The sequence below is a fragment of the Pseudobacteriovorax antillogorgiicola genome (assembly GCF_900177345.1).
Classification (GTDB): Bacteria; Bdellovibrionota_B; Oligoflexia; order Oligoflexales; family Oligoflexaceae; genus Pseudobacteriovorax; species Pseudobacteriovorax antillogorgiicola.
The window spans coordinates 201,901-225,515 of record NZ_FWZT01000004.1; the positions used below are offsets into that span (position 1 = coordinate 201,901).

Annotated in this window: 15 protein-coding genes; 11 read left to right on the forward strand and 4 right to left on the reverse strand. The window is 45.1% G+C overall.

The genetic code is table 11. From position 1 onward, the window contains the following. Positions 1 to 4: 4 nt before the first annotated feature. On the reverse strand, positions 5 to 1,114 hold the full coding sequence (locus tag B9N89_RS07015) for an MBL fold metallo-hydrolase (RefSeq protein WP_132316727.1): 1,110 nt from the start codon (positions 1,112 to 1,114) through the stop codon (positions 5 to 7). Positions 1,115 to 1,464: 350 nt separating this feature from the next. Here B9N89_RS07015 and B9N89_RS07020 point away from each other — a divergent pair, with 350 nt between their 5' ends. From B9N89_RS07020 to B9N89_RS07030, 3 genes are all read left to right on the forward strand, one after another. Further along, a complete protein-coding gene (locus B9N89_RS07020) occupies positions 1,465 to 3,162 on the forward strand; it encodes an ATP-binding protein (RefSeq protein WP_132316716.1) in 1,698 nt (565 codons plus the stop codon). A gap of 238 nt (positions 3,163 to 3,400) precedes the next feature. Beyond that, complete coding sequence (locus B9N89_RS07025) at positions 3,401 to 4,435, forward strand: hypothetical protein (RefSeq protein ID WP_132316714.1); 1,035 nt, start codon at positions 3,401 to 3,403, stop codon at positions 4,433 to 4,435. Positions 4,436 to 4,698: 263 nt separating this feature from the next. Beyond that, positions 4,699 to 6,576: a DUF6345 domain-containing protein gene (locus B9N89_RS07030; RefSeq protein ID WP_143478137.1), complete on the forward strand. Its 1,878-nt coding sequence runs from the start codon at positions 4,699 to 4,701 to the stop codon at positions 6,574 to 6,576. 73 nt (positions 6,577 to 6,649) lie between these two features. Here the strand turns inward: B9N89_RS07030 and thrS are convergent, their stop codons facing one another. The 3 genes from thrS to B9N89_RS07045 form a co-directional block, all read right to left on the reverse strand. Beyond that, on the reverse strand, positions 6,650 to 8,563 hold the full coding sequence (gene thrS / locus B9N89_RS07035; RefSeq protein WP_132316710.1) for a threonine--tRNA ligase: 1,914 nt from the start codon (positions 8,561 to 8,563) through the stop codon (positions 6,650 to 6,652). Between the two features lie 201 nt (positions 8,564 to 8,764). Continuing rightward, positions 8,765 to 9,604: a sulfurtransferase gene (locus B9N89_RS07040; protein WP_132316708.1), complete on the reverse strand. Its 840-nt coding sequence runs from the start codon at positions 9,602 to 9,604 to the stop codon at positions 8,765 to 8,767. 104 nt (positions 9,605 to 9,708) lie between these two features. Continuing rightward, complete coding sequence (locus tag B9N89_RS07045; RefSeq protein WP_159455209.1) at positions 9,709 to 11,805, reverse strand: PAS domain-containing hybrid sensor histidine kinase/response regulator; 2,097 nt, start codon at positions 11,803 to 11,805, stop codon at positions 9,709 to 9,711. Between the two features lie 399 nt (positions 11,806 to 12,204). On the opposite strand from B9N89_RS07045, the gene B9N89_RS07050 reads away from it, so the two are divergent. The 8 genes from B9N89_RS07050 to B9N89_RS07085 all read left to right on the forward strand — a co-directional run bounded on the left by B9N89_RS07050 (position 12,205) and on the right by B9N89_RS07085 (position 23,613). Next, on the forward strand, positions 12,205 to 14,526 hold the full coding sequence (locus B9N89_RS07050) for a leucine-rich repeat domain-containing protein (RefSeq protein WP_132316704.1): 2,322 nt from the start codon (positions 12,205 to 12,207) through the stop codon (positions 14,524 to 14,526). Between the two features lie 275 nt (positions 14,527 to 14,801). Further along, a complete protein-coding gene (locus B9N89_RS07055; RefSeq protein WP_132316702.1) occupies positions 14,802 to 15,638 on the forward strand; it encodes a hypothetical protein in 837 nt (278 codons plus the stop codon). Between the two features lie 39 nt (positions 15,639 to 15,677). After that, positions 15,678 to 19,634, forward strand: coding sequence for a zinc-dependent metalloprotease (locus tag B9N89_RS07060; RefSeq protein WP_159455210.1), 3,957 nt, complete (start codon positions 15,678 to 15,680; stop codon positions 19,632 to 19,634). 69 nt (positions 19,635 to 19,703) lie between these two features. Continuing rightward, the gene (locus B9N89_RS07065) at positions 19,704 to 20,399 is read left to right on the forward strand and encodes a pseudouridine synthase (RefSeq protein ID WP_132316698.1); all 696 of its coding nucleotides are present in this window, start codon (positions 19,704 to 19,706) and stop codon (positions 20,397 to 20,399) included. 85 nt (positions 20,400 to 20,484) lie between these two features. Continuing rightward, the gene (gene rraA, locus B9N89_RS07070) at positions 20,485 to 20,976 is read left to right on the forward strand and encodes a ribonuclease E activity regulator RraA (protein ID WP_132316696.1); all 492 of its coding nucleotides are present in this window, start codon (positions 20,485 to 20,487) and stop codon (positions 20,974 to 20,976) included. Positions 20,977 to 21,028: 52 nt separating this feature from the next. Next, positions 21,029 to 22,141, forward strand: a complete 1,113-nt coding sequence (locus B9N89_RS07075; RefSeq protein ID WP_132316694.1) for a tRNA dihydrouridine synthase — start codon at positions 21,029 to 21,031, stop codon at positions 22,139 to 22,141. Between the two features lie 175 nt (positions 22,142 to 22,316). Further along, a complete protein-coding gene (locus B9N89_RS07080; protein WP_132316692.1) occupies positions 22,317 to 22,736 on the forward strand; it encodes an Hsp20/alpha crystallin family protein in 420 nt (139 codons plus the stop codon). A gap of 310 nt (positions 22,737 to 23,046) precedes the next feature. Continuing rightward, positions 23,047 to 23,613: a hypothetical protein gene (locus B9N89_RS07085; protein WP_132316690.1), complete on the forward strand. Its 567-nt coding sequence runs from the start codon at positions 23,047 to 23,049 to the stop codon at positions 23,611 to 23,613. The last annotated feature ends 2 nt before the right edge of the window (positions 23,614 to 23,615 follow it).

Sequence of the window (23,615 nt, forward strand, 5' to 3'; positions counted from 1 at the left end):
TGGGCTAAGTACCTGGTAGGCTAGACTTAACTCTTCGCCACCAGGCTTCTAGCGTGCTTGTTCGGTTAACGTAGAGCACTTCACCGATCTTTGGAGCCACAAGCTCAATATTGTTTTTGCGGGAAAGGGCAAAGGCCTTCTCAATTGGTTCATACCAAGTATGGTAACTAAGAACGAACATCCCCCAATGAACTGGGAAGAATTTCTTTGCATTCAAGTCATTGATAGCGGTAATCGCTTCTTCTGGAAGAAGATGAACTTCTCGCCAATCGATATTGTATTGACCGTTGTCAAGGAGAGCAAGGTCGAACGGCCCCAGTTTCTCTCCTATGGATTTAAAATGGGTATCATAGCCCGAATCTCCACTGAAGAAAATTCGATGGCTTGGGGTTTGGATCACCCATGATGCCCATAGCGTGCTATTGCGATTGCTCAGGCCACGACCAGAGAAGTGTTGGGCCGGGGTTGCTGTGAATGTAATACCGTCTGCCTCAAATGACTCCCACCAATCTTTCTCCAGGATCATTTTCTGGTCGATTCCCCAAGCGCGAAGGTGGCTTCCTACACCTAGAGGAACTAAGAACGTAGGGCTTTTATCCCTGAAAAACCGAATCGATTCCATGTCGAGATGGTCATAGTGGTCGTGGGAGATTACGATGTAGTCTATCGGTGGTAGCTCATGAATGCTCAGAACGGGGGGCTGAAATCGCTCTACAAGAAAGCTTACCGGTGCCGCATTGTTGGAAAATATCGGATCGACGAGCACTGTTTTGCCACCGAGGTTCATGAGAAAGGTGGAGTGACCAAACCAAATGATCTTGACGTCATCATCTGTGGACATGAATTCTTCCATGTCGGGGCGTACTTCAGGTAGCTTACCACCTGGAGCCCGGTCCGGGGCATCCTCCAGCCATTTACGCAGATTAGACCATAAACTGAATCTAGCATTCATTTTTTCGAATAGATCGGCCTGCCTGTTTTCGAAGACTTGCTTTTCAGAATTATACTGCTGTGACTGTTTAAATCGCTCCTGATCGACGTGGCTTGGGTTGCTGCCCATGCTGGAACATCCCGTAAGCCAAAGCGATCCAAATATTGCTAAGATCTGCTTCATTTTTTGATTTTCCTTCTTGTTACCTATCCCCAGCGGGAACGTCCATGAAAACTTACTAAATGCATTACCAAAATCGAATGATTTCAAGAAGTGGAACTTTGATCTTCGCTCTATTGAACTCATCTGTCTATTTTGAGAAATGTTTAGTTTTGTGGTTAAACGGCAGTTTTTCATCCTGAAAGAGGAATCTAAATTAGTGAATGATGAATATAGGCCTCGGGAAATACTTTGAGTTTCAGTATTATTCTCAACGGTAAGATTTGACGGAATATTTTGTTATTTCTTCATTGTTAAATAATAACTTATCCAAGTTAAGGTTTTACCGATTATTGAGGGTAGCGAGGAGAAATATGGAATCCGAATACAATTTCCGGCGTAAAGTACTCATTGGGCTTTCCATTTCAATTGGATTGGCGGAGCTTGTGGCGGTTATTTTTCGAGAGATTGTCAGACCCTATCAAGATATGGGTTTTTACGTGGGGCTATTCGTTGGAATTTCTCTTTTTCTTAATGGAATGATTGCCAGAAAATTTCAATCGACGACCTTCTCCGCTCACACATTTCTCGCTTTGTGCGTAGGGTTTTTAACGTATAGTGTCGGCAATGACCTAGGTATTCAGGCTCCTGGAGTCGTCTTTCTTTCTCTGGTTCCAGTCCTAGCGTTCTTCCTTCTCGGTTTTTCTAATGGAGTTGCTTATACTGTCTACTGCCTGCTGTTTTTACTAGCACTGGCTTGGGGAGATATTAGCGGTTCCTGGCCATCCCGAGCAATCACGGCCGAATCGAGAGCGCAACTTGCTGGTGTCATCGGCGCGATAGCAGTTGTGATGGGTGGCTCTTTGGGTGCTGTGTTCGAGTGGAATCGCAGCCGGACCTTGAAGCGGCTCGACGAGTTGAATAAACGCCTTCGGGAAGAGAAGGCCATTGCAGAACAAGCCTCGAAACACAAATCACAGTTTCTAGCAAATATGTCTCATGAAATTCGAACTCCAATGAATGGTATCTTGGGAATGAATGCCTTGTTAAAAGAAGAGGTGTCAGATCCCTACCTTGAAGAAAAGATTGCTATCATTGAATCGTCGAGCAACCACCTCCTGCGTGTTATCGATGATATCCTAGATTTTTCGAAATTAGAAAACAAGATGTTAGCACTTGAAGAAATAACGTTCAACCTAGACAGTCTCTTTAACGAAACAGTTCTAATCCTAGAAGAAGAGGCGAAGAAAAGTAAAGTCGCGATTCAATACAATTTGGCATCTGGGGTTCCACATTGGATTTCTGGTGATCCAACAAGAATTCGCCAGGTGATGATTAATTTGCTTTCCAATGGAATCAAATTCTCAGATGGCAATGATGTTGTAATCGAAGTTGCTAGGGAAGCAGATAACTTGCTCAAAGTAAATGTAATCGACAAAGGTATTGGTATCCCAGAAGATAAGTTAGAGCATATCTTTTCTTCATTCACCCAATCGGATATTTCTACAACCAGAAAGTTTGGTGGAACCGGACTAGGATTGAGTATTAGCCGAACCTTGGCTCGGCTTATGGGTGGGGATCTAACAGTAGAAAGTCGTCTTGGCGAAGGTGCAACCTTCACTTTTAGGTTCTCGTATAAAAAAGCGTCTGCTCCGGCTGAAGGTCAGAGCTCAGATCCTACTCTAATGACCGATTATAGTTCTCTCAGAGTTTTGGTTGTCGAAGATAATGAAGTAAATCAGCAGGTCATCGATCTGCATCTTAAGAAGCTAAAGATCCAGGCAGACTTAGTAAGCAATGGCCAGGAAGCAGTAGATCAATGCCAAACTAAGGTCTATGATCTGATCCTTATGGATTGCCATATGCCTGTGTTGGATGGCTTTGAAGCTACACAGAAGATTCTTGAGAGCAACAATGGAAACGAATTTATTGTTGCGCTTACAGCTGGGGTATTGCCAGAGGAACAAGCTAGATGCCGCGAGGTGGGCATGGTTGATGTTCTTTTGAAGCCTCTGAATCGAGCACTTCTGATGAGTGTTTTGGAGCGCGCGAAGAGAAAAGAGGCTGCTTAAAACAGCCCGGTGTTTCGCCGCTAATCTGAAGGCCCTCCACCAGAAAGTTAGTGCAAATGAACTAATTCTGTCCGTGAGCCCACAAAATATGATTTCAAGGTAGCGATTCAAGCCAATAATATCGTGATCGACCCTAGTTTTAACTATCTAATATAATATAGAAATATACAAATTTTTACACCACCATTGATTCTTTTCTAACCTATACCGATAGAGTGGCTATAGGGGGTCGTGATTGATGAAATACGCAAAACATTTAGTGCCGGTAATATTTCTTGTGTCCTGCCAGGCTGAGTTTAAGGCAGTGGATACAGCGTCGGAGACTAGTAGCTCAGTGGTCGAGGTGGGAGATCCACCGCCGCCATCCAGTGGTGATGCTCGTCCTTTATCTCCCGACACAGTCATTGAAGACTCGCTCTTGCTATCTAGTGTTGAAGTGGTCGTTGAAAAGAGCGTCCAGCCAGTTGAAGTTTTCGTTGGTATCGATAGCAGTGGTAGTATGAAGAAGGAGATTGGTTTTCTTGAACAAAGTATACCAAAGTTTGTCAATGATTTGAGTGCTACCGAAGTGCCGTTTCTCTTACATTTCGTCTATGATTTTAGCCGGATCAACCTTGTGATCGATGATGCTGTGAACGATAAGGTGATGCAGTCTAACATGCCTATCGGCAGCAATAACGCCATCTCTGTTCTTAATCAATTTTTTGATGGCTATACATCATCTCTCAAAGACGCTCGCATGGATATCGTGATCACGTCAGACGATGATGGGAAGGGTGATGGCAACCTTGCTGACGACTTTGAGATTCCTGTAGCAGGGGCTCGCGTTCATGCCATGGTTGGTCAAGCTGCGGGGCAAGATCCACAAAATGCTGACTGCAATATCAAGCGAGCTGGAGAGCAACATATCAAGCTCGCTGAGAAAACCAATGGCTCGAATCACAATTTGTGCATGAGAGAGTGGGATAAATTAGTTGAGGAGATCGTCAAGCTTATCAAGCAAGATGCAAAGCGCGAGATCCAGCTGGATATGATCGATGGTAATGCCAAACCTGTTTATGTTGAATATGCTGGCTCCTTCTACAAACTCAACGATGAAGGCAGTCCTTTCAAAGCTCAAGGTAGCATACTGTCGATTGCAGCAGACTTTCAGATAAAAATTGCAGATCGTCTCAAAGTCCTTTATCAAAGTGGAACTGGAAACACCACACCCCCTAGTGAAGATGCCGGTGATGACGATGACGATGATGATGATGATGGCGAAGACGACTAATCGCCTGCCAGACCTGTACACGCATTATTAAACTCATGAATCCATGTAGGGAATCAAGGGTTCGACTCTTGGGGTACATTAAAATTTCTAGCTAAGATTCATCAAGATTACTATTCTTAAGGCCTTCATCTTTTAAGATGCAGGCCTTACCTATGTTTATCCTTTTCACAAATCCATAGTTTCGCCCATTGATCTTGCCAACGCGACTAAACTAACCTAGGCTTTTCCTCATCTTTAGAAGGTAAAATATAAGGATTCAGCGTATGAAATTCAGTAGATTTTTACGATTTCAGGCAAATGCAATAGCTATTTCTGTTCCTATCTCACTCATAGCAATGAGTTCACTTGCTTCAGCAAGCGAAGGTGAGGGTAGAAGCAATCTAGCTCAACAAACCCAGCTTCCTGTCCTCAAAGTTCAGAAGCGAGGGATCGATGAGAACCAAGCTTACGGTCTTGCAGAAAAGTTAGGCATCGAGGCTAGGGAAGGGTTCCTTTCCGAATTTGGTGTGATGAATTATATGGATGAGAAGCAATTTCAGTTTATTCCTGTAAAAGGCTTAGGGGAAGGTTATTCTGGAGAAGATCAGTTTCCGGTTCTTTACCAGGCTATTGATTTTGAAGGGGTCAAGCGAATCAAAGTGCTGCCTGCTGATGAAGCTCAAAATAGAGTGCAAGAAGCTTTAATGGGTGCAAATATATGGCCGTCTCGGTTGTTTAAGCCTGATATTAGGGCTAGCCATAGCACTTTTCATGCGGAAACTAGAGATGGAGATGTAATTGTTAGGCAAGAGCTTGATACCGAAGTTTCGATCGATATGTACTACGAAGGAATCCAAATTGTTGGACCCGGATCTAATATGAACGTCGTACTCAACGGTGAAGGAGCTAGTACGCGAACTTATGTTGCTTTTGACCAGCTTGAGCCAGGAGAATTGATTGATGTAATTTCCCGCGAGGAGGCTGTCAAAGCTTGTCAAAACTTAGGGATTAGTAGTTTGCCTGAAGTTAAAAAGATTGTTCCGAGGTTGGTGTACTATGCTCCACCACAGGATCAACAGGCAAAGGTATATCTACCCCACTATGAATGTAACGTCACACTCTATGACGAAGGCCGTGACATCGAAACTCTAAGGCACATCATTCCTGCAACATTTGATGAGCGATGGAGTTCAAAAATTGAGCTAAAGGGAGAATTATTGGGAGAAACGGTAGTAGCGAAGGTTAGCATTTCCGGAGGAACGCCGCCCTTCAAAATATTTTGGTCTAGCTCGTCGGGGTTTAATGCCAGTGGTCAAACAGCTGTACGGTTTCAGCCAACACCAAGAGAGAAGCAAGAATATGAAGTTGTTGTCGTAAAAGTTGTCGATCAAAACGGAGTTTCTACAACGAAACGAATATCGGTAGAGGGTCCATTCCATCGCAGAGCTGGTGGAGAGATTGATATCAATGTCGGTGGGGTTAGAGACTTTGGTACTGAAAATGCTGTGACCAATGAATTTGGAGCCCTAGAGCAAGGTTTCATCAATCGGATGTCCTCTGATGGAGTGACTAAAAACTTTAGCTGGACAGGTATGAATGCTTGGGAACAGGATTTTAAGTCAAGCCAAGATAGCAGTTGGGTTGATAATACTGATATCACATTTTACGTGGGACACGGTTATGGAGGTGGATTCACCTTCGAAAATACCACTCAAGATGACTCGACCCTATATCACACCGATGCCACTGATGACTGGGGTGACAAGGATCTAGAGTGGTTGGCATTACTCTCCTGCCAGGTGCTCAAAGATTCATGGAGCAGCATGAGTCGCTTTGAACGCTGGAAACAAGAGTTTGACGGGCTGCACCTGTTACTAGGCTTTCACACAAATGCCTACGCCTGGTCGAGCTTCTCTGGAAAATTCGCTGATAATATGGTGAGGCAGCCGTTCCTCTGGTGGAACAAGCCGATGAAGGTTAAGGACGCTTGGTTCAGTGCTAAAGATACCAACCAACCATCCGGGGTTGTAGCAGTTGCAATGGGTGTCTTCCGATATGATGGTGTGAGTAACATGAATGACTATTTTTGGGGCAAGGGGAGTGTGGGTCCAGACATCCGTGATTCTGATATCGCAGGCTATTGGTCGATTTCAAGCCCCTAATTGTTGAAACTAAAGCGCCTCAAATCCCGAGGGGTGAGGCGCTTATTGCTTGGCTACGAATGTTAGAGGAGTACTAGTCTAAAGCACCTTCTTCGATCAGTGTCTTGGCAAAGGCTTCCAGGTTCATAGGATCAAGCTGATCACCATTTACTTTTCTTGGGCTCAAGGTGCGCTGGTCGGCTTCGTTGTCACCAATCACCACCATATAAGGCACCTGCTCCATTTGAGCTTCTCGAATTTTAAAATTCAAGCGCTCATTCCGACCATCCATCTTCACCCGCAAGCCTTTGGCCTGAAGTGCATTTGTCACTTCTTCCGCATACTCTAGGTGGCGATCGCCAATTGGAATGATCTTCACCTGCTCAGGAGCTAGCCAAACGGGGAATCGACCAGCAAAGTGTTCGATCATAATCCCTAAGAAACGCTCGATGCTCCCCAATACAGCGCGGTGGATCATCACAGGGGTGTGCTTATTATCATCGGAACCCATGTACTCAAGCCCAAACCGCTCTGGCATGGAAAAGTCGAGCTGAACAGTTCCACACTGCCAAGAGCGCCCGAGTGAGTCGATCAAATGACAGTCAATTTTCGGGCCGTAGAACGCACCATCACCGGGGTTTAGCTGCCAGGTTTTTCCAGAGCTTTTAAGAACCTTCTCCAAGGCAGCTTCCGCTGTTTGCCATACTTCATCGCTACCGATGGATTTCTCAGGGCGTGTTGAAAGCTCAAGACGGACATTATCGAAGCCCATGTACTTGTATACTTTATCGATTTGTCTCAGAACACCTTCGATCTCTTCTTGAATCTGCTCCACTGTACAAAAGATATGGGCATCATCTTGGACGAACGTTCGCACTCGGAAGAGGCCATGGGTGGCGCCGCTTGGCTCGTGACGGTGGACTCGGCCAAACTCAGAGAAACGGAGGGGAAGGTCCCGATAACTATGTCTTGTAGACTTGTAAACGAGGCAGTGACCGGGGCAGTTCATCGGTTTAATCGCAGCTTCCCGATCATCGACGTTGGTAAAATACATGTTTTCTTTATAGTTATCGTAGTGTCCACTCTTGTGCCAAAGGTCTACGTTCATCACAAGGGGTGTTCCAACCTCTTCAAAGCCAGCCTCACGATTGCTCTTGCGCATATAGTTCTGTAGTTGATTATAAAGAACCGTTCCTCTCGGATGAAAAAAGGCATTAGCTGGAGCTTCATCATGGAAGCTGAAAAGGTTGAGTTTCTTACCCAAAACCCGGTGATCACGTTTTTTAGCCTCTTCCATTCGGTAGAGGTGCTCATCTAGCTGCTCTTGACTTGCCCAAGCGGTGCCGTAGATCCGCGTAAGTTGATCACGGTTCTCATCACCTCTCCAGTATGCACCAGCAATGTGAGTTAACTTAAAGATGCCTAGGAATTTGCTGGAAGGCACATGAGGGCCACGGCAAACGTCAAACCAGCCATCACCTAAGTCATATATGGAGACGTCTTCATTTTCTGGAATCGCATCGATCACTTCACATTTGAAGTGCTCTCCCATATCTTTAAAGAGTTTAACGGCTTCGTCTCTGGGAACCACCCGTCTCACAAACGGATGGTTGGCCTTAAGTAAACGGCGCATTTCCTTTTCAATTTGCGGAAGGTCTTTGTCGCTTAGCTTGACGTCTTCGGGAAACTTAAAGTCGTAGAAGAAACCATCTTTGATAACCGGTCCGATGGTTACCTGAGTTCCAGGCCAGAGGTTTTGCACTGCAAAAGCAAGAAGGTGAGCTGTCGAGTGACGAATCACTTCGAGAGAGTCTTCATCTGTCTTGCTAAGAATCTGAATGCTGGTGTCCGTGGTTAAGGGGGTCATTAAGTCGGTGATCGTGTCGCCGGTCTTAAGAGCCACTGAGTTTTTTGCAAGTTTGGGACTGATGCCTTTTGCAATTTCCATCCCTGTAACACCATCGTCGAATTCCTTCGCGTTGCCGTCAGGGAACGTTACCTTAACCATGTCTTCCTCTTTATACGTCAAATTAACATTAACACATCACACTAGCTTATCGGACCTTATTAAACAATAGAAATCCTTAGCCTTTGCACAGGCCTACATTGATAGCTTAATCCTTAGGTCGCGTCTATAGGTCAGTGGCTTGAAACTGCTTCAAGACGGGCATTTAATGGAGCCGACTAGGTCGTCGACTCTTTAAACATACTAGCTCCCTGTTTCGATGGGCCGCTTAGGATCTGTGATCCACTCGCTCCAGGAGCCTGGGTAAAGGCGAGCTTCCCCAAGTCCGGCCAACTTCATGGCCAGGATATTGTGAGTGGCCGTAACCCCCGATCCACAGTAGCAGATAGCCTCGTCAGCTTTGCCAGAAAGGATTCCAAGGTAGTGGGATCGTAATTGGGATGGCTCCTTAAAAAGCCCTTCCGAATTGAGATTTTTTTCAAACGGGGCACTGCGGGCTGTTTGGATATGACCAGCGACAGGGTCAATGGTTTCGTTTTTACCCTCGAAGCGATCGAGGTTCCTAGCATCAAGTAAGTCGATTTTACCTAGGTGATTCATAATGTCCTGGGCGCTTGCCACAAGAAACGGTTCCGGTGGCAGGTCCCAGTCAGCTAGGGGCAGGGTGCGAATCTCCTGAGTGACGGGATTTGACTTCTGCCAATTCGCGAAGCCTCCATCGAGGACTGCGACATTTTCGAAGCCTAGCCAGCGAAACATCCACCAAGCTCGGCTGGCGAAACACCCTGGCCCCTGGTCATAGACTACAAGCTGCTGCTTGGGGGACAATCCTAGCTGTCTTGCGGTAAGGTGAAATGTACTGCGGTGCGGTAGGGGGTGGCGTCCTGTTTGTCCTGCAGTCGGCGGTCCCGATAGTTCGTGGTCCATATCTATAAATATAGCGCCCGGTATGTGACCGAGTCGGTATTGTGTCAGGCCCCACCGTGGCGACTCTAGCCGATAGCGGCAGTCGATGGCAACGGTGGACCCTTGGTGTAGGATTTGATGCAGTTCCTCGGCAGATATGAGCAAGTTATAAGGCATGGTGTGCTGGCTCCGATATGATCTAATCTAAATAGTGCCAGGAGGTATATCACGGGCGTGTTCTGCTAGGGAAGCTGAGAGTTCTTAAAAAATTTGATGCCCACTTAGGAAGCCTGTGAAGGCTTGGGTTGGTCATAATTTTCAAACTTGATCAGAAACTCTTGGAGCCGCTTCTTGCTGAGAGGCTTGCCAAGGAATCCAGACATTCCGCAGGAAGCTGCCAACTCTTGCTCCTCTTTCATGACACTAGCTGTGAGCGCGACGATCGTTGGAGCGGGTGAGTTCCCTAGAGCTAAGATCTTGCGGGTGGCTTCAAAACCATCCATGATCGGCATATGACAATCCATAAAAACGATGTCGTAATTCTTCTGTTGGCACATTTTTAGAGCGACATCCCCATTGCTGGCAAAATCTGCGCGATAACCAAGCCTATCTAAGTAGCGCCGCACCAAATCAGTATTGATTTCATTGTCTTCCGCCACCAGGATTTGAAGGGGTTTGCGATCAGCTAAGAGCTGCGATGATTCTTTGCTCGAAGCGACTTCAGGAGCGCTAGACTTAGGCAGGTGGCAGGTAAATGAAAAGCGAGTGCCAACACCCACCTGGCTTTCAAGAGCAAAAACACCGCCCTGGGCTTGTACAAGCTTATAGGCAATGGCGAGACCCAAGCCAGTGCCTCCAAATTTTCTGGTAGTGGAGTTGTCGCCCTGATGGAAAGACTTAAAGACGTTCTCCTGCTGGTCAATGGGAATACCAGCGCCAGTATCTTCCACCACGAAGTCTAGGTAGTCTGCCGAGCTTCCCGGAGATAGAGTCACTGATACACCGCCCTCATTGGTGAACTTTATGCTGTTGCTAATTAAGTTGAGAAGAACTTGTCTCAGTCTGGTAGGGTCGCCATAGACCCATTCAGGAGTTTGTTCTGCGATGGTCACATTCAAATCTATATTCTTCTGGAAAGCCTTATCTAAAAACATGCTTACCACGTCGTTCATCAGATATGGGAGGTTGAAACTTATCCTCTCTAGATTTAAGTTTCCTGTTTCAATTTTTGAAACATCGAGGATGTCATCGAGAACACGCATCAAGTGCTGTCCAGATGACTCGATAGTCTTGATCCTTTGGCTAGCTTCTTCTGGGAGATTCATATCGGATAAAAGCTCTATATTGCCTAACAATCCATTCATCGGAGTTCGAATCTCGTGAGACATGTTAGCTAGAAACTGAGATTTTGCCACCATTGCTTGCTCAGCAAAACGCTTTGCTCGCTCCATATCTTGTTCCCGAGCTTTCAGAGCGGTGATGTCCTTCATAATCGTAGACACATACTCGGGATAACCGTGATGGTTCACATGGGCGATGATAGTTTGGAGAACAGGAACCTCATTCTTGTCTTTGTTGTAGATAGCTGTTTCGCCTGTCCAGGAACCATTCTTAATAGCTTCTGGAATCCCTTCACTTACCACGAGATCACTGGCCCATTGGGGATGGAATTGTGGAATGATCATATCTTGGGCATCCTCTTGTGAAACTCCTACCAGCTTATTGAAAGCTCGGTTGTGATAAATGATTCTTCCATGGCTGTCGGACATTCCGATAAAGTCCTCCGCCTGATCAAAAACTTTTAAGAGGTTTTGCTGGATACTCGAAAGTTGCCTATTTTGTTGTGTCTGTTGGAGCACAAATTGCGAAAAGCGATAGAATAAGGCAAAGGCAAAGGCAATGCAGGTTGCCACTGAAAGAGTGTGTACTGTAGGGAGTATTGTTGCGCCTTGAAAAAATGGGTCTAGTTCCCGCGGCTTAACAATCTCAATAGTCACCTGGGCAACTAAATGAACACTAAAGTGAAGTATCGTCTGTTGCTTGCTGAGCAGAAATGGTGACACCGCGATCGCAATGACGACCCAAGGTATCGCTGGTGATTGTGTTCCACCGGAGAAATAGGCGATGGCTGATAACAGGCATCCATAGGCAGCTAGTGTAAAAATTTTAAGTGGGCCAAGAAACCGTTCCACCAGGGTGCGGCTACAACCGGGACCCAGAGTTATAATGCCTAGAAGAGCGACACTGAGTAAAGGGGGGTAAAACTCGATGGTGAAGAAAGCTGCGAATACCAAGCAGACCGGGCAAAAGAAACGGCAAAGGTAAATGATTAACGTGGCTTCAATCTCTTTTTGAAGGCTTTCAGTACAAAAATTCATAGGTAAACCTTTTGCTCCAGCCGATCTATGGCTTTGCATCGGCTATTTTCTTACTACAAATAAGGGGATAAACGCCTCTTTCGAATTTGTAATAAGGATATGTGTAGTCGTTTGCGCTAGTTTTTGGGTGGTAGGCGTAGCCTTTTACTTCGTAGCTGAATTCATTCATCCCGGTATAAATGACAGTCGGAGGATTGAGACATGGCTTTCGCTTTTCACGTGTATATCAGTGCCAACAAATCTGGGTTCTTTTACTAGCCAAACGCAAGGGCTGCGTGGTTTGAAGCGGTTAAGATTTCTTTCTTGGTCAAAGGTGAGTGAAAAAGCCAATCTTCAATTGAAATTAGCTGGCATAATAAGTGCTTGCAGTTGTTGTGAAGAATCAAAAGGAGGTTCAGTGTGAAGTGGCGGATCGCAGCGCTATTACTAATTGTCCAAATGGTGTCATCTTGCTCAAGTGATCAAAATCGAGCAGAACAAATGACGTTGAAAATGGTTCATGGCTACGACTTACCTCAGGGTCACCCTTTGGTGAATGCTATCGTGGCTCTGGAAGATGCTCAGAGTAAGAAATCGTTCTGCACTGGAACTTTGGTACATCCCAAACTAGTTGTCACCGCAGCTCATTGCATTTTTAAAAAAACCGTACGGGACTATCAGCTGGCTTTTTACGGAGGAGACTCACCAGAAGTTCGTCAGGGAGAGGTCCATGAGGCATTCAAAAAGTCTCATAAGTACGATAGCAACTTCGATATCGCTTGGATTCGCCTTGCTGAACCAGCACCAGCCTATACAAAACCTCTTGAAATATGGAACGACCCCGATGTGATTGAGCCCGGTCAGGGGTTGACGATGGGAGGTTTCGGTCAGAAGAAAACCCACTGTTCTCTAAGCGACCCAGATTGCTACGGTGGTGACTTAGCTTTTGTGGATACCATGTTGCAAGAGTATGTCAATCAAGGGCGTATCTTTCATTTGTTGCTTGTGGGACCAACGCCGAACGAGGGGCCATGTTTTGGTGATTCGGGAGGGCCTTTAGGTGTCCAGAGGAATGGGCAATGGTATCTTTTAGGAAATTTCATGGGCTGGGATAAAATTCTTGTTCAGGAGGATTATAACAGGCTCTGCGAAAATGGTGAGGCAATCTATAATTCTGTTGGGGCCTACGTTCACTGGATTGAGCAAAGCTCTGGTATCCAACTAAACTTCGACGGAGATGCCAACCAAAGGCCTGCACCTCCTGTTTATCCAAGCAAGCCAGACTTAGATCAGAGTAGTTTTGTGGAATGGTGTGCTTATGATGACATTAAGTCACCAAGCTGGTTTACGACGCAAAGTATTATCAGACAAGCGGCGGACTTCGCTCGCAAACAAGATTCTAGTATTGAAGGTCGGGAGCTTTTCGAAGATTGCTATCTAGCGGAAGCATGGTTGACGATGATGTTTGCCAAAGATCCAACATTGAATTTCTCAATCAGTGAGTTTGGTCGAGGCAACTTTGACTATTTCTTAGAAGATCTAAGACCACTTCAATCTCTACAAAAATTTAATATCAAGCGCTTGGTATTAGTCAACCACACCATCGTTGACTTAAGCCCGATCCTACACTTAACAAGTTTGGAAGAGCTTACCATAATGGACAACCACCCTCGGGTGCAGTTAAAAAAATCTTGGAACATTGAGCCACTGACCCAGCTTAAAAAGCTGACACTTTTCAACACCGGGTTTCCGCTCGATGCGCAAAGCTTGACGGGCAAGTCGAGCCTGAGTTTTCTAAAGCTTGGCTATATGGAATCCCAAGGGTGGACCGAGATATCAGGCCTCAAAATCAAGACGATGATTCTCACTGATGTGAAGGGAGTACGATTGAGTGCACTAGATCCGCAGAGCCTGGAAGCATTGGAAGTGTCGGGCTCTCAAGATCTTGGGCTTACTGGTTCCTACCCCAAGCTGAAAAGCCTGCGTTTATACGAACCAAAACTCCAGGCGAATTTGTCATTGGGTCGTTTTCCATCCCTTCAGCAGCTCTATATTCAGGATAGCAACGTAGAAAGCCTTCTAGGCCTGAGCAGTTGCAAGCAATTGGAAGAAGTATTTCTCATGAGAAATCGCAAACTCAAGACCATTGACGCCATTACTGACTTAGAATCACTTCGAATCTTGGAAGTCTTAGATGGCAGCCTAGAAGAGGCTCCGGTGCTTGCTGATCTACCCAAACTGGAGCATATCAGCTTTCGCGGTAATCAGATCGTTGAACTGCCTCCGCTTGAAGGCATGGCAAGTCTCAAAAGTTTAGACTTAGAAGGTAATCAAGTTGAGAAGTTAACACTGACACAGCCATTGGAATCTTTAACTCACTTCAACATCAGTAATAATCCTATTGGCAGTTTTGAAGGAGCAAGTTTCTTTCCAAACCTTGAGATGCTGATTGCTAGTAATGAGAAATACAAGAGCCTTACAAATCTAAGTGGCCTTGAAACTCTAGGAGAATTAAAGGAATTGAATGCCAGCCACAATCAAGTGAGCGATGTGCGCCCTTTAGTTCAGAATCAGAACTTAGGGGTGATTATTCTGAGTCACAATAATGTTGCTGACTTTGGGGTCTTGAAGGAGCTTGAGAATGTGGTTTATCTGGAGGGGGTGAAGAACCCTGCTCCTAAGCAGTGCCCTTGGGGTGATAGCAAGGTTTGTCGGTTTGATTGGTTTCGTTTGAGTATTTAATTATATGGCCTAGGAGAATTTATTATAAGCCATAGATGTCTAACTGTATTAGTTAGCTAAATCATTTATTTTTCTCATAAACTCTATCTGCCTGAAATAACTTCATAAAAAATCTTTATGTGCTCATGATGAGCACATGAAATTGTCATCATTCTCATGTAATATTAAGAAACCATAAAAATGTAATTTATTTCCTACCAATTAGTATGCTAATGTTGGCCTACTTGACTTATTGACTGCCCAGCCAGTCGGAAGTAAACCGTGAAAGGAAGCATATGGGACTCGGAAATTTCTTAATTGTAGCTGCAACCCTCGTATCCGCCAAAGAAGCTCTTGCCCAGGAAGTAGTACAGACTAAACACACTGAAAAAACTTGGGGACTTTCCTTGACAGCTTCATTGAGCGAGACCCCAATTGAGTCCAGCAGCGTTGATCATTATCGACAGTATGGTTTGGCCCTTGTCACCTCTTTTCGGCCGAGTTTTCCGACAACAAGTTGGCTAAAGGACCCATTGCTAAGCGCGAAGTTTTCCTATGTTGATGAAATTGGCTACGAGGATAATAATTCTAATTTTCAAAACACGAAGTTGAGCTTCACAGGTGTCGGATTCGATTTCACAGATGACTTAAAGCTAAGTTCCGAATTCTCATCATACCTTGCAACTAATGATGATTCGCGGAAATACTATGGCTTTGTTGGATCCATAAAGATAGCTCCTGCGCTTGCATACACGACGGCGATTCCAGGTCTCACCCTATCTGCTGGTTTAGGCGTATCATACAGCTACTACGAGTTTGAAACTAACAAGGGTGGTGTTTTTAACCCCGAGTCGCTCTATGAAGTGAGTTTTGGAATAGGGTACGAGATAGAGCCCGTTACTTTTAATATTGGTGGCTCAAATTCCACTGTTTTCTTGGCTGACGGCAGCAAGAAGGACGATATCTATAGTGGTCATGCTTCGATTACGTATTCACAAACCGATCAACTTTCATACGGGCTAAGCCTTAGCAAAGAAGATCGAACTTATGGCTATGATGGCCTAACCCCAAACCTTAACTTTACTTACGCGGACCAGAGTCTTGTCACTGCGTCTGTAACGTATTCGCTGTAACGGTAATTTATGGAACGAAAGTCGCAAAGGAGTTTTTACATGACGAAACAGTTCAACAACCCACTCAAAAAGGTATTGCTGGTGATGCTTGCCATCGCAGTAGTTCCTTCATGTCAGAAGAAAAGGTCTCCTGACTTCGTTCAGGGCGATGGAGAAAACCTATACTCCATCTCAGATTACCAGGGTAAGAGTTTTACGATTACCACGGGGGCGAATAGGTTCAAGGGTCAAACATCAAAAGCAGATGTTATCGAGATTATCGATGGCTTTGATGGAATCAATAGCCTCGATGCCGTTGAGTTTTCTGTGAGCGAGGGACTTTTCGCTAATATTGACCTTAGTGACTATTATTTCTATGGAAAAGAAAACGCAGATTATACGCTTAGCTACTCCATGACAGATAGCCATGTGATCCTCTCAAAGGTAGCAGCGAAAGAGGATATTCCTTCTCAGGAGCTTACCTACGCTACTAAACTAGCAAACGGTAGTTACTCTGTACCAATGATGGGCCTCCCTGTATCTCTTTATACAGTTGAAAAAGTTAAGGACTCTCGTGGCAAAAGTACTCAGCAGAACGCTACTTTTTCTAAAGACTATCTCTCAGAGTCAACGCACTTCAAGGTCAGCAAAGATAGTATCAAATATTTCGATGCTCCCAAGAAGTTGGATTTGCTTCCTGCGTCATTTTTTACTGGTGATGATGAGTGGGTTTATACAAAGACACTTGTTGGTCGTGCAATCAACAGCAAGTCGATTCTAGGTGATACACCTTCTGCACTAAAGATAAAATTTGCTCGTACTAAGAACAGTATCCTCGGTGTGGATCTAAATATCGCGAAAGAGCAAGAAGTGCTCGACCCGACTAAGACTATTGTAGCTCTTGAGATTCCTGTTAAGTGGGTCGACTTTGCTCTTACAAAGTCTGGTTCAAACGCCCAACTCGAAGAAACTATGCTCGATGATGATGAGTCAGGTGCCCGCTTCTGGGAGGAAAGAGCTTACGGCCTAGTCGACTTCAACAATGCTGATCGTCTTGGGCAAAGCTTAACGCAAGACAACAAGCTTGAAAAACTTGAGATTGGCAATGACTATTTCTCTTTTACTATCTATGAATCTACCACTGGAAACACATATAAGTACTCGCTTAAGAAAGACAATCGTAAGCTGGATGGGCAAAGAATCTTTGCAGCAGACAAGCGAATGTTTCATATTTTCTACAACAGGCGAAATGTGATCAATGGTAACCTTTATCAGCAAGATGCCGATTTTGAAAAGCTAGACTTTGCAAACCGGATCTATCCTGAAGATGGTGAAATCGTCTTTAATATTACCAAAAATACTCCAAATGACCCGATCTACTTGGAAGCTATTCAAGCTTCAGTTGACGCTTGGGACAAGGCTTTTACAGAAGCAGGAACCGGAATCAGGGTTCGCCTTGACGATAAACGGGTGGACCTTGGTGATGTTCGCTACAACCAAATTTCATTCTACGGCTACGAAATTGACTCTTCCATGAATGGTGGTGGGATGCTTCTTGGTTTCGGGCCGTCGGTTCAGGACACTAGAAATGGTGTCACCTTTTCAGCTTCTACTCATATCTATCTTCGCGCTTATCGCGAGGGAATCATTAGGAGTGTTAGAAGCTTTGTTCGAAACGAACTTGGGCTATATGATGACAAAGCAGTAAAGGGAATTCAACTAATCGATCTCGCTGATGGTATCCTGGAGGGGGGAGCGTTAATTAATAGCAAGATTGGGTTTGCAGAGTCAAAAGAATCCCTGTTTGATGTGAACGATGAAGACCTGTTTGCGCCAATTGCGAAAGCTAAAGTTAAACCTAAAGATTCAACAGAATTGCAAGCTGCTATTCCAGCGTTCGCTAGAACCTCATTTTCAGACTCTGGTTGTGGCTTTGCAGCAGTTGCTTCAAGCTCCAACAACTGGAAGAAAATTAGGAACGAGTGCTTAAAGGGAAATTCGAGTTTAGATTCTTACCTTAAAAAGTTGAAAGAAGCGCATTCGAACAATTCTGAAGTTTTGAACCTAGAAGGTGAGGAAGAGGCGATACTCTCCTGTGCTCAAAACTTGATGAAGGATACCTTAATTTCAACATTGATTCATGAAATCGGCCACAACTTAGGGCTTGGTCACAACTTTGCTGCAAGTAGCGATGAGCCTAACTTTGCCAAGAAAGAGGACAAGAAAACTTACGCATACCCTTCTTCTTCCGTAATGGATTACCCTGACAGAGACTTCGACCTATTCTCTAAAGCAGGCCCGTATGATGTGGCCGCTATCAAGTACCTATATGGTAGAAAAGTAGATCTTAAGGATGGCACTACCGTTGAGATCCCAGCCAACACTAGTGTCGCGGATGCTGCAGCTCAAGCAGGTAGCTCAAAAGATGAGTTGAAAAAATACCGGATGTGTACTGACTCTGAGAATAATGGCAACGATCCGTTCTTCGATCCTTTGTGTCGAAAATGGGATGTTGGATCTAAGCCTCAAGAGTACGTTACGTGGGCTGTTAGCCAGATACATGCTGGAATCATCCAAAATGGTTACGTGTACAATAACAAGGTTTTTAGTGGCAGAGTTGGTGTGGATACCTACTTCCTAGCGTTCAGGCAAATTTACGAGTACTGGAGATACTTGATCTACAACTACCCAGGTGTTGGCCGGTATTTAGAAGGCGATAAGGGTACGTTAGAAGAGCTGCAGAAAATTGTTGATGCGGAAGCAGCAAATGGAAACGTTGAATATAAGAACTATTTTGAGGCGTCAAAATTGATTTTTAACTTTTTGACAGATGTCCTCTTTCAGCCATTGAAAGTTTGCCAAGTATACAACGAGGAAGATCGAGCCAGCATTGTGGAGTTCAGAAAGTTTCGATCGAATCTGTTTGCGACCCGCGGTGTTACAGTTCAAAATTGTAAAGAGGCGGAGAAATACTTGGTCGAAGATTATTCAGAGTTGCTAGGCGAAAACTTAGGTGTAATCGAGTATGGGCAAAGCGTTCAAAGCCTTGAGCTTGATCTCGACCCCGATGTTCTCGCTGAGAAGCTTAAGGAAGTTTATACGTATGCAGACTACTTCTCTGCTTTGAATCCTGTCTATTCTTATGGGTTTGAAGAGATTAAAAATTTGGCAATGGTTACGCTTTTCCGAAAGTCGCCAAACTTACAGCCAAACTTTAATAGAGGCTTCTACCCTTCTATGATGGACAGCCGAGAGTACAGCCAATTGATAAGAGAGAAGCTACTTGATCGAGTGATTAATGGACTAGATGGGAAGACTGTGGGGTTAACTGGCGGTCACCTTCCATTCTTTAAAGAAGAGCAGGGAGTATACTTGACTGCACTTTCAACATTTATCAATCGGGCTGACAGGGCGAATTCGGCAAGTCGTCCGATTCGTAGAAGTTTTACTGCGACGGTGAAGCTGAATGAAAAGGCATCAGGGTATGCTGGAGATTCTGGTACGCTATATAGGCTAGATTCAAACGGAATGCTGAATATTGCGACAGAGTCTAGAAACCCTGACCTATACAAAATGATGAAACGGCTTAATCTCCTTGATCAGCTGTTTAAGGGTGACATTGAGACCGTAGACATAGTTATGGAGAAGATTGAGAAAAACTCGGGTGACCTTAGAGTAGACTTTAATAGAAAGCGTCTGGAAGACTTTATGAGCCAGTTGCTTCGAGAAGCTGTAGATACTTTTGCGGAGGAGGAAATTTATTTCACGCCTGAGCAATATAATGCGCTTCTTACTATGCTAGATATGGGTGACGATTTTGATAGGACTGAAGAAGGTGCCTTCGATGAGGTTATCGCTAATCTAAAGAACAAGCTTGTAGAGTTCACGGAAAATCGTTTCGAAATCAGTAAGTTAGATATCTTAACGAAAGATGAATTGAATAGCTTTATGAGTGTTCTGGGCAGCTCGGATCTTTCTGCACAATATGGCCTTCTTTACAACTTGGTCGAACCTTAATCGATTGAGTCATCAAAAAAAATTGAGTTATAAGAGGGGGGATAGCCCCCTCTTTTTTTATGGATTTTTATGATAGTGCCCTGTTCAAACGAAGACATCCCAATTTTAAAAGAAACCAAAGACCTAATAGCCATCCAGAAACCATCAGGCTACTTAGTCCACCGCTCACCACTCGACCAGGAAAAAGAACGCCTCATCCTCCAGCTCCTCAGACGCAAACTAGGCTACCACCTCTATCCAGTCCATCGGCTCGATAAACCCACGTCGGGAGTCTTAGTCCTGGCAAAGAGCTCCGAAGCAGCGAGTGAAATGGGAGAACTGTTCCGATCCCATCAGGTAAAAAAGATCTATCATGCCCTAGTCAGAGGCTGGCTAGCTGAACCACTGCTATTAGACTACCCTTTAAAGCATCCAGACACTGGTGCAATTCAAGAGTGTCAGACTAGGTTTGAAACGGTTGCAGAATATACTTTGCCATTCCCCATCGATCGATTTCCCGAGGCTCGCTATAGCCTTTTGCAGATCGAGCCCAAACATGGTCGTCGCCATCAGATCCGTCGGCATTTGAAGCACCTCGGGCATCCTATCATCGGAGATACCAAGTATGGCAAAGGAAATCATAATCGTCTCTTCCGCGATCAATTGGGTTGGCAGCGGCTTTTACTTCACTGTTCTGAACTATCGTTTCCTTGGCAGGGGCAAGAGCTTACGATTACTTCTTACGATCAAAAAGAGTCTTGGCATCGCTCCCTATCGCAGTTCTGAAAAAGGCTTCCGTTTCTAGCTGGTGATCTATAAGACAAGTTGTTAGAGTTCCTCCTGAACAATCCAATCTAGAAACAAGGAGATTATGATGAAAGCCAGTGCTGATGTCTGCGATGCTCTTGGAGAAAAGGCCCATGTATTGCCACTTTCGTGGCAGTCTTTTGGTAAGTTGAAAGGAGCCGTGGGCCCAGTGGCCACGGTCAAGGCTCCTGAAGATAATACCTTAGTCCGTGAAGCCCTTGAAAAGCCTGGGTTTGGCCGAGTATTGGTCGTTGATGGTGATGAAAGCCTGCGCTGCGCGTTACTTGGGGGTAATCTTGCGGAGCTGGCAGCTACTAATAGTTGGGCTGGTGTTGTGGTGGCCGGCGCGGTGCGAGACCATGACGAGCTGATTCGCACTCCCATTGGAATCTTTGCCCTAGGGACCTGCCCAAGAAAATCGCTCAAACGTGGATTAGGTGAGCATGATGCAGCAATTCGTATTGGAGGCGTTGCAATCGCCCCAGGGGACCATATTGTTGCCGATGCGGATGGTGTGGTGGTCGTAGCTAAGTCCCATTGGGAAAGCTTGCCATGATCTGTTTGATACATTGTTTCTCTAGCTAGTGGAGCTTGCGGCTGAACCTAAAATGCCCTATATCTGGTGTCCCAATGACAGCAACCAGAGGCGAGGGTGCGTAAAGATGCGCGGTTTGGAGAGTTTAGGAGCTTCTTTTCCATTTATGGTCGGGCCAATGGTCGGCCTTTCTCATGTAGCATTTCGTGAGCTAATCCGGTCTTTTACCCCAGCAAATCTGGATATCAAACTTTTCTCCGAAATGCTTTCCACTTTGAGGCTACCCAGCGAGCGCCTTGATCTTTCCGAAGAGTTGCAGATCACCAAGCGAGATCGAGGCAGTATGATTCCCCAGATTCTCGGCAATGAGGAGTGGTATATCGAGCGCAGTTTAAGAAAGCTCGATCACCTCGAACCTTGGGGTATTGATATTAATATGGGCTGCCCTGTAAAGCGGACCCTTCGCCACAACTGGGGAGTTCGTCTGATGGGCGACGAAGACTATGCTGCTCGTGTTGTGGAAACCACTCGCCGCCATTATCAGGGGCCTCTTAGCGTGAAGATGCGCTGTGGTCTCAAGAAAGAAGATCCTGCCTACATCGATTCGTTTACTGCCAAATTGGAAGCTGCCGGTGCAGATTGGATCACCATCCATGCTCGCCTCCAAGCTGAAAAGCATCGTGGTGACGCCAACTGGTCGGCCTTAACTAGCGTCAAAAAAGCTCGTAAGATTCCCGTGGTCGGCAATGGGGATATCCAGACTAGCAGCGATGCAATCGATATGATTGAGAAATATGGCCTTGACGGAGCTATGATCGGTCGCGCTGCTACAGCTAGGCCTTGGATTCTTTGGCAAATCGCCCACGATTTAGGGCTAGAGTTGGAGGCACCAGAGGGCTTTAGTTCCCCAGTTCCCCCTAGAAGCCGGGAAGATGAGGGGATGGCCTATCTGATGGCTGTTGAGCGATTTATTGCCCTGGTGGATAAGCACTTCGAGAATGAAACAAAGAAAGTGCGGAAAATTAGATTCTTTGTGACCCACTCTCATCGCTGGCTCACCTTTGGTCACTCCTTTTACTCGCGGTGCATGAAGGCAAAGTCTATCGAAGCCCTGGCGGATACCGTTCGCCGATACCGAGAAACTGTTAGCAGCTTTCCAATGAGTGAACGGATTAATCTCCTTTGATTCCATTTATACTCATTGGCCCAGAAATTGTTGCGCGAATCTTACCTAGTCGCAGCAGACCCCTCTAAGCGGATAAGAATTTTAAGCATTTAGAATTTCCTTTGGCTGAACCTTGACAAGCCGCAGATGGAAATTACCTTTTACACAGATGCAAGACATGTAAAGGAGAAATGCAATGTTACCATCTGTTTTTTACCGAGACTTAGACAAAGTTCCCTCTTTATTTGGGACTTCGCTTTTAAACGATCTTATTGAAGGAGGTCACCAGGCAGCTCTAAGACCTGCAGTTGATATTGGAGAAACTGAAGATGCATTTTTAATCAAAGCATCTCTACCTGGCATCAAGTCAGATCAGATCGATATCAAACTGGATAAGGATAAGCTGATCTTGGAAACAAAGTTAGAAGATTCTAAGGAAGAGTCTTCTGAGAATTGGTTTCGCAAGGAAATTCATGCAGGACAGTATCGCAGGGTCTTTACCCTACCTGATACGATCAAGCGGGATGCCATAGATGCGAAACTTGACGAGGGTCTGCTCACGATTGTTTTACCAAAAGGCGAGGAGCATCAGCCTAAAACGATTAAAATCTCATAGCTACAAGGGAGCGTCCTGCTCCCTTTAATTCTATAGTCCTATGAGTTTCTCGCCAAAATGCTTAAATCCATAGATTCCCGCAGTCCCTGACTTCGAGATGGTTACTTTCCGGTTTTGAGAACACATCTTTAAAAAAACACCATTGACCCCGGTTTATCTCTAATGATAATGAATCTCATAATTAATATTTTGGATTCGGTCATGATCTAAGCTTCTCATCTGAGTTGACGGCACCATGTTCTTGCCGGTGCTTAGATCTTTCAGGCTTTGTTTTTGGGAATTTGATACCATTTTAAGTAAAGGATCTCTGATGCGTTCAACTCTAGCAATAACTGCGATTTTAGGCTGTAGTTCTGTTTTAATTGCCAATCAAATCGAAGAAGCTCCTCTAAACCTCTGGCAAATTACTTATAAGGCTGTTACATCCTACGCAGATGGCTACACTATCGAGGGGCAAAGCTCACAGTTTCAAGGCAAATTCCAATATACCGATGGTGTCCTGCAACATATCGAGGGAACTGTAGAGCCAGAAGCCTTGAGTTCGGGGCTGAAGGTTCGCGATGAAAGTATCCTAGAAATTGTGTTCACAGATCGCGATGGCTCCATTCCAGACTTGCAGTGGCGCTCCAAAGAAGCAACCACCTGTAATTTATCGGAAGGTTTTTGGGTTTGTGAAGTTGACGGAGAGTTTAAAATTAGAAGAGAGTGGCAGGATCTGCCTCTAATCGTATACATCTCCGATTATCAGGGGCGAACCTGGGTTCATGCTGAGGCGTCACTCAAACTATCCAGCTATCAGTTCTACGAAAATGCCTCTGATGATACCATTAAAGTCGCAGACGAAGTCTCGTTTGTCATTGATCTTCTAGGCGACTGATT

Coding starts and splice junctions, on each gene's coding strand:
- B9N89_RS07030 (WP_143478137.1), top strand. CDS start 4,699: ATGAAATTCAGTAGATTTTTACGATTTCAGGCAAATGCAATAGCTATT.
- B9N89_RS07045 (WP_159455209.1), bottom strand. CDS start 11,805: ATGAATTTTTGTACTGAAAGCCTTCAAAAAGAGATTGAAGCCACGTTA.
- B9N89_RS07060 (WP_159455210.1), top strand. CDS start 15,678: ATGACGAAACAGTTCAACAACCCACTCAAAAAGGTATTGCTGGTGATG.
- B9N89_RS07040 (WP_132316708.1), bottom strand. CDS start 9,604: ATGCCTTATAACTTGCTCATATCTGCCGAGGAACTGCATCAAATCCTA.
- B9N89_RS07020 (WP_132316716.1), top strand. CDS start 1,465: ATGGAATCCGAATACAATTTCCGGCGTAAAGTACTCATTGGGCTTTCC.
- thrS (WP_132316710.1), bottom strand. CDS start 8,563: ATGGTTAAGGTAACGTTCCCTGACGGCAACGCGAAGGAATTCGACGAT.
- B9N89_RS07085 (WP_132316690.1), top strand. CDS start 23,047: ATGCGTTCAACTCTAGCAATAACTGCGATTTTAGGCTGTAGTTCTGTT.
- B9N89_RS07080 (WP_132316692.1), top strand. CDS start 22,317: ATGTTACCATCTGTTTTTTACCGAGACTTAGACAAAGTTCCCTCTTTA.
- B9N89_RS07075 (WP_132316694.1), top strand. CDS start 21,029: ATGCCCTATATCTGGTGTCCCAATGACAGCAACCAGAGGCGAGGGTGC.
- B9N89_RS07015 (WP_132316727.1), bottom strand. CDS start 1,114: ATGAAGCAGATCTTAGCAATATTTGGATCGCTTTGGCTTACGGGATGT.
- B9N89_RS07055 (WP_132316702.1), top strand. CDS start 14,802: ATGGGACTCGGAAATTTCTTAATTGTAGCTGCAACCCTCGTATCCGCC.
- B9N89_RS07065 (WP_132316698.1), top strand. CDS start 19,704: ATGATAGTGCCCTGTTCAAACGAAGACATCCCAATTTTAAAAGAAACC.
- rraA (WP_132316696.1), top strand. CDS start 20,485: ATGATGAAAGCCAGTGCTGATGTCTGCGATGCTCTTGGAGAAAAGGCC.
- B9N89_RS07025 (WP_132316714.1), top strand. CDS start 3,401: ATGAAATACGCAAAACATTTAGTGCCGGTAATATTTCTTGTGTCCTGC.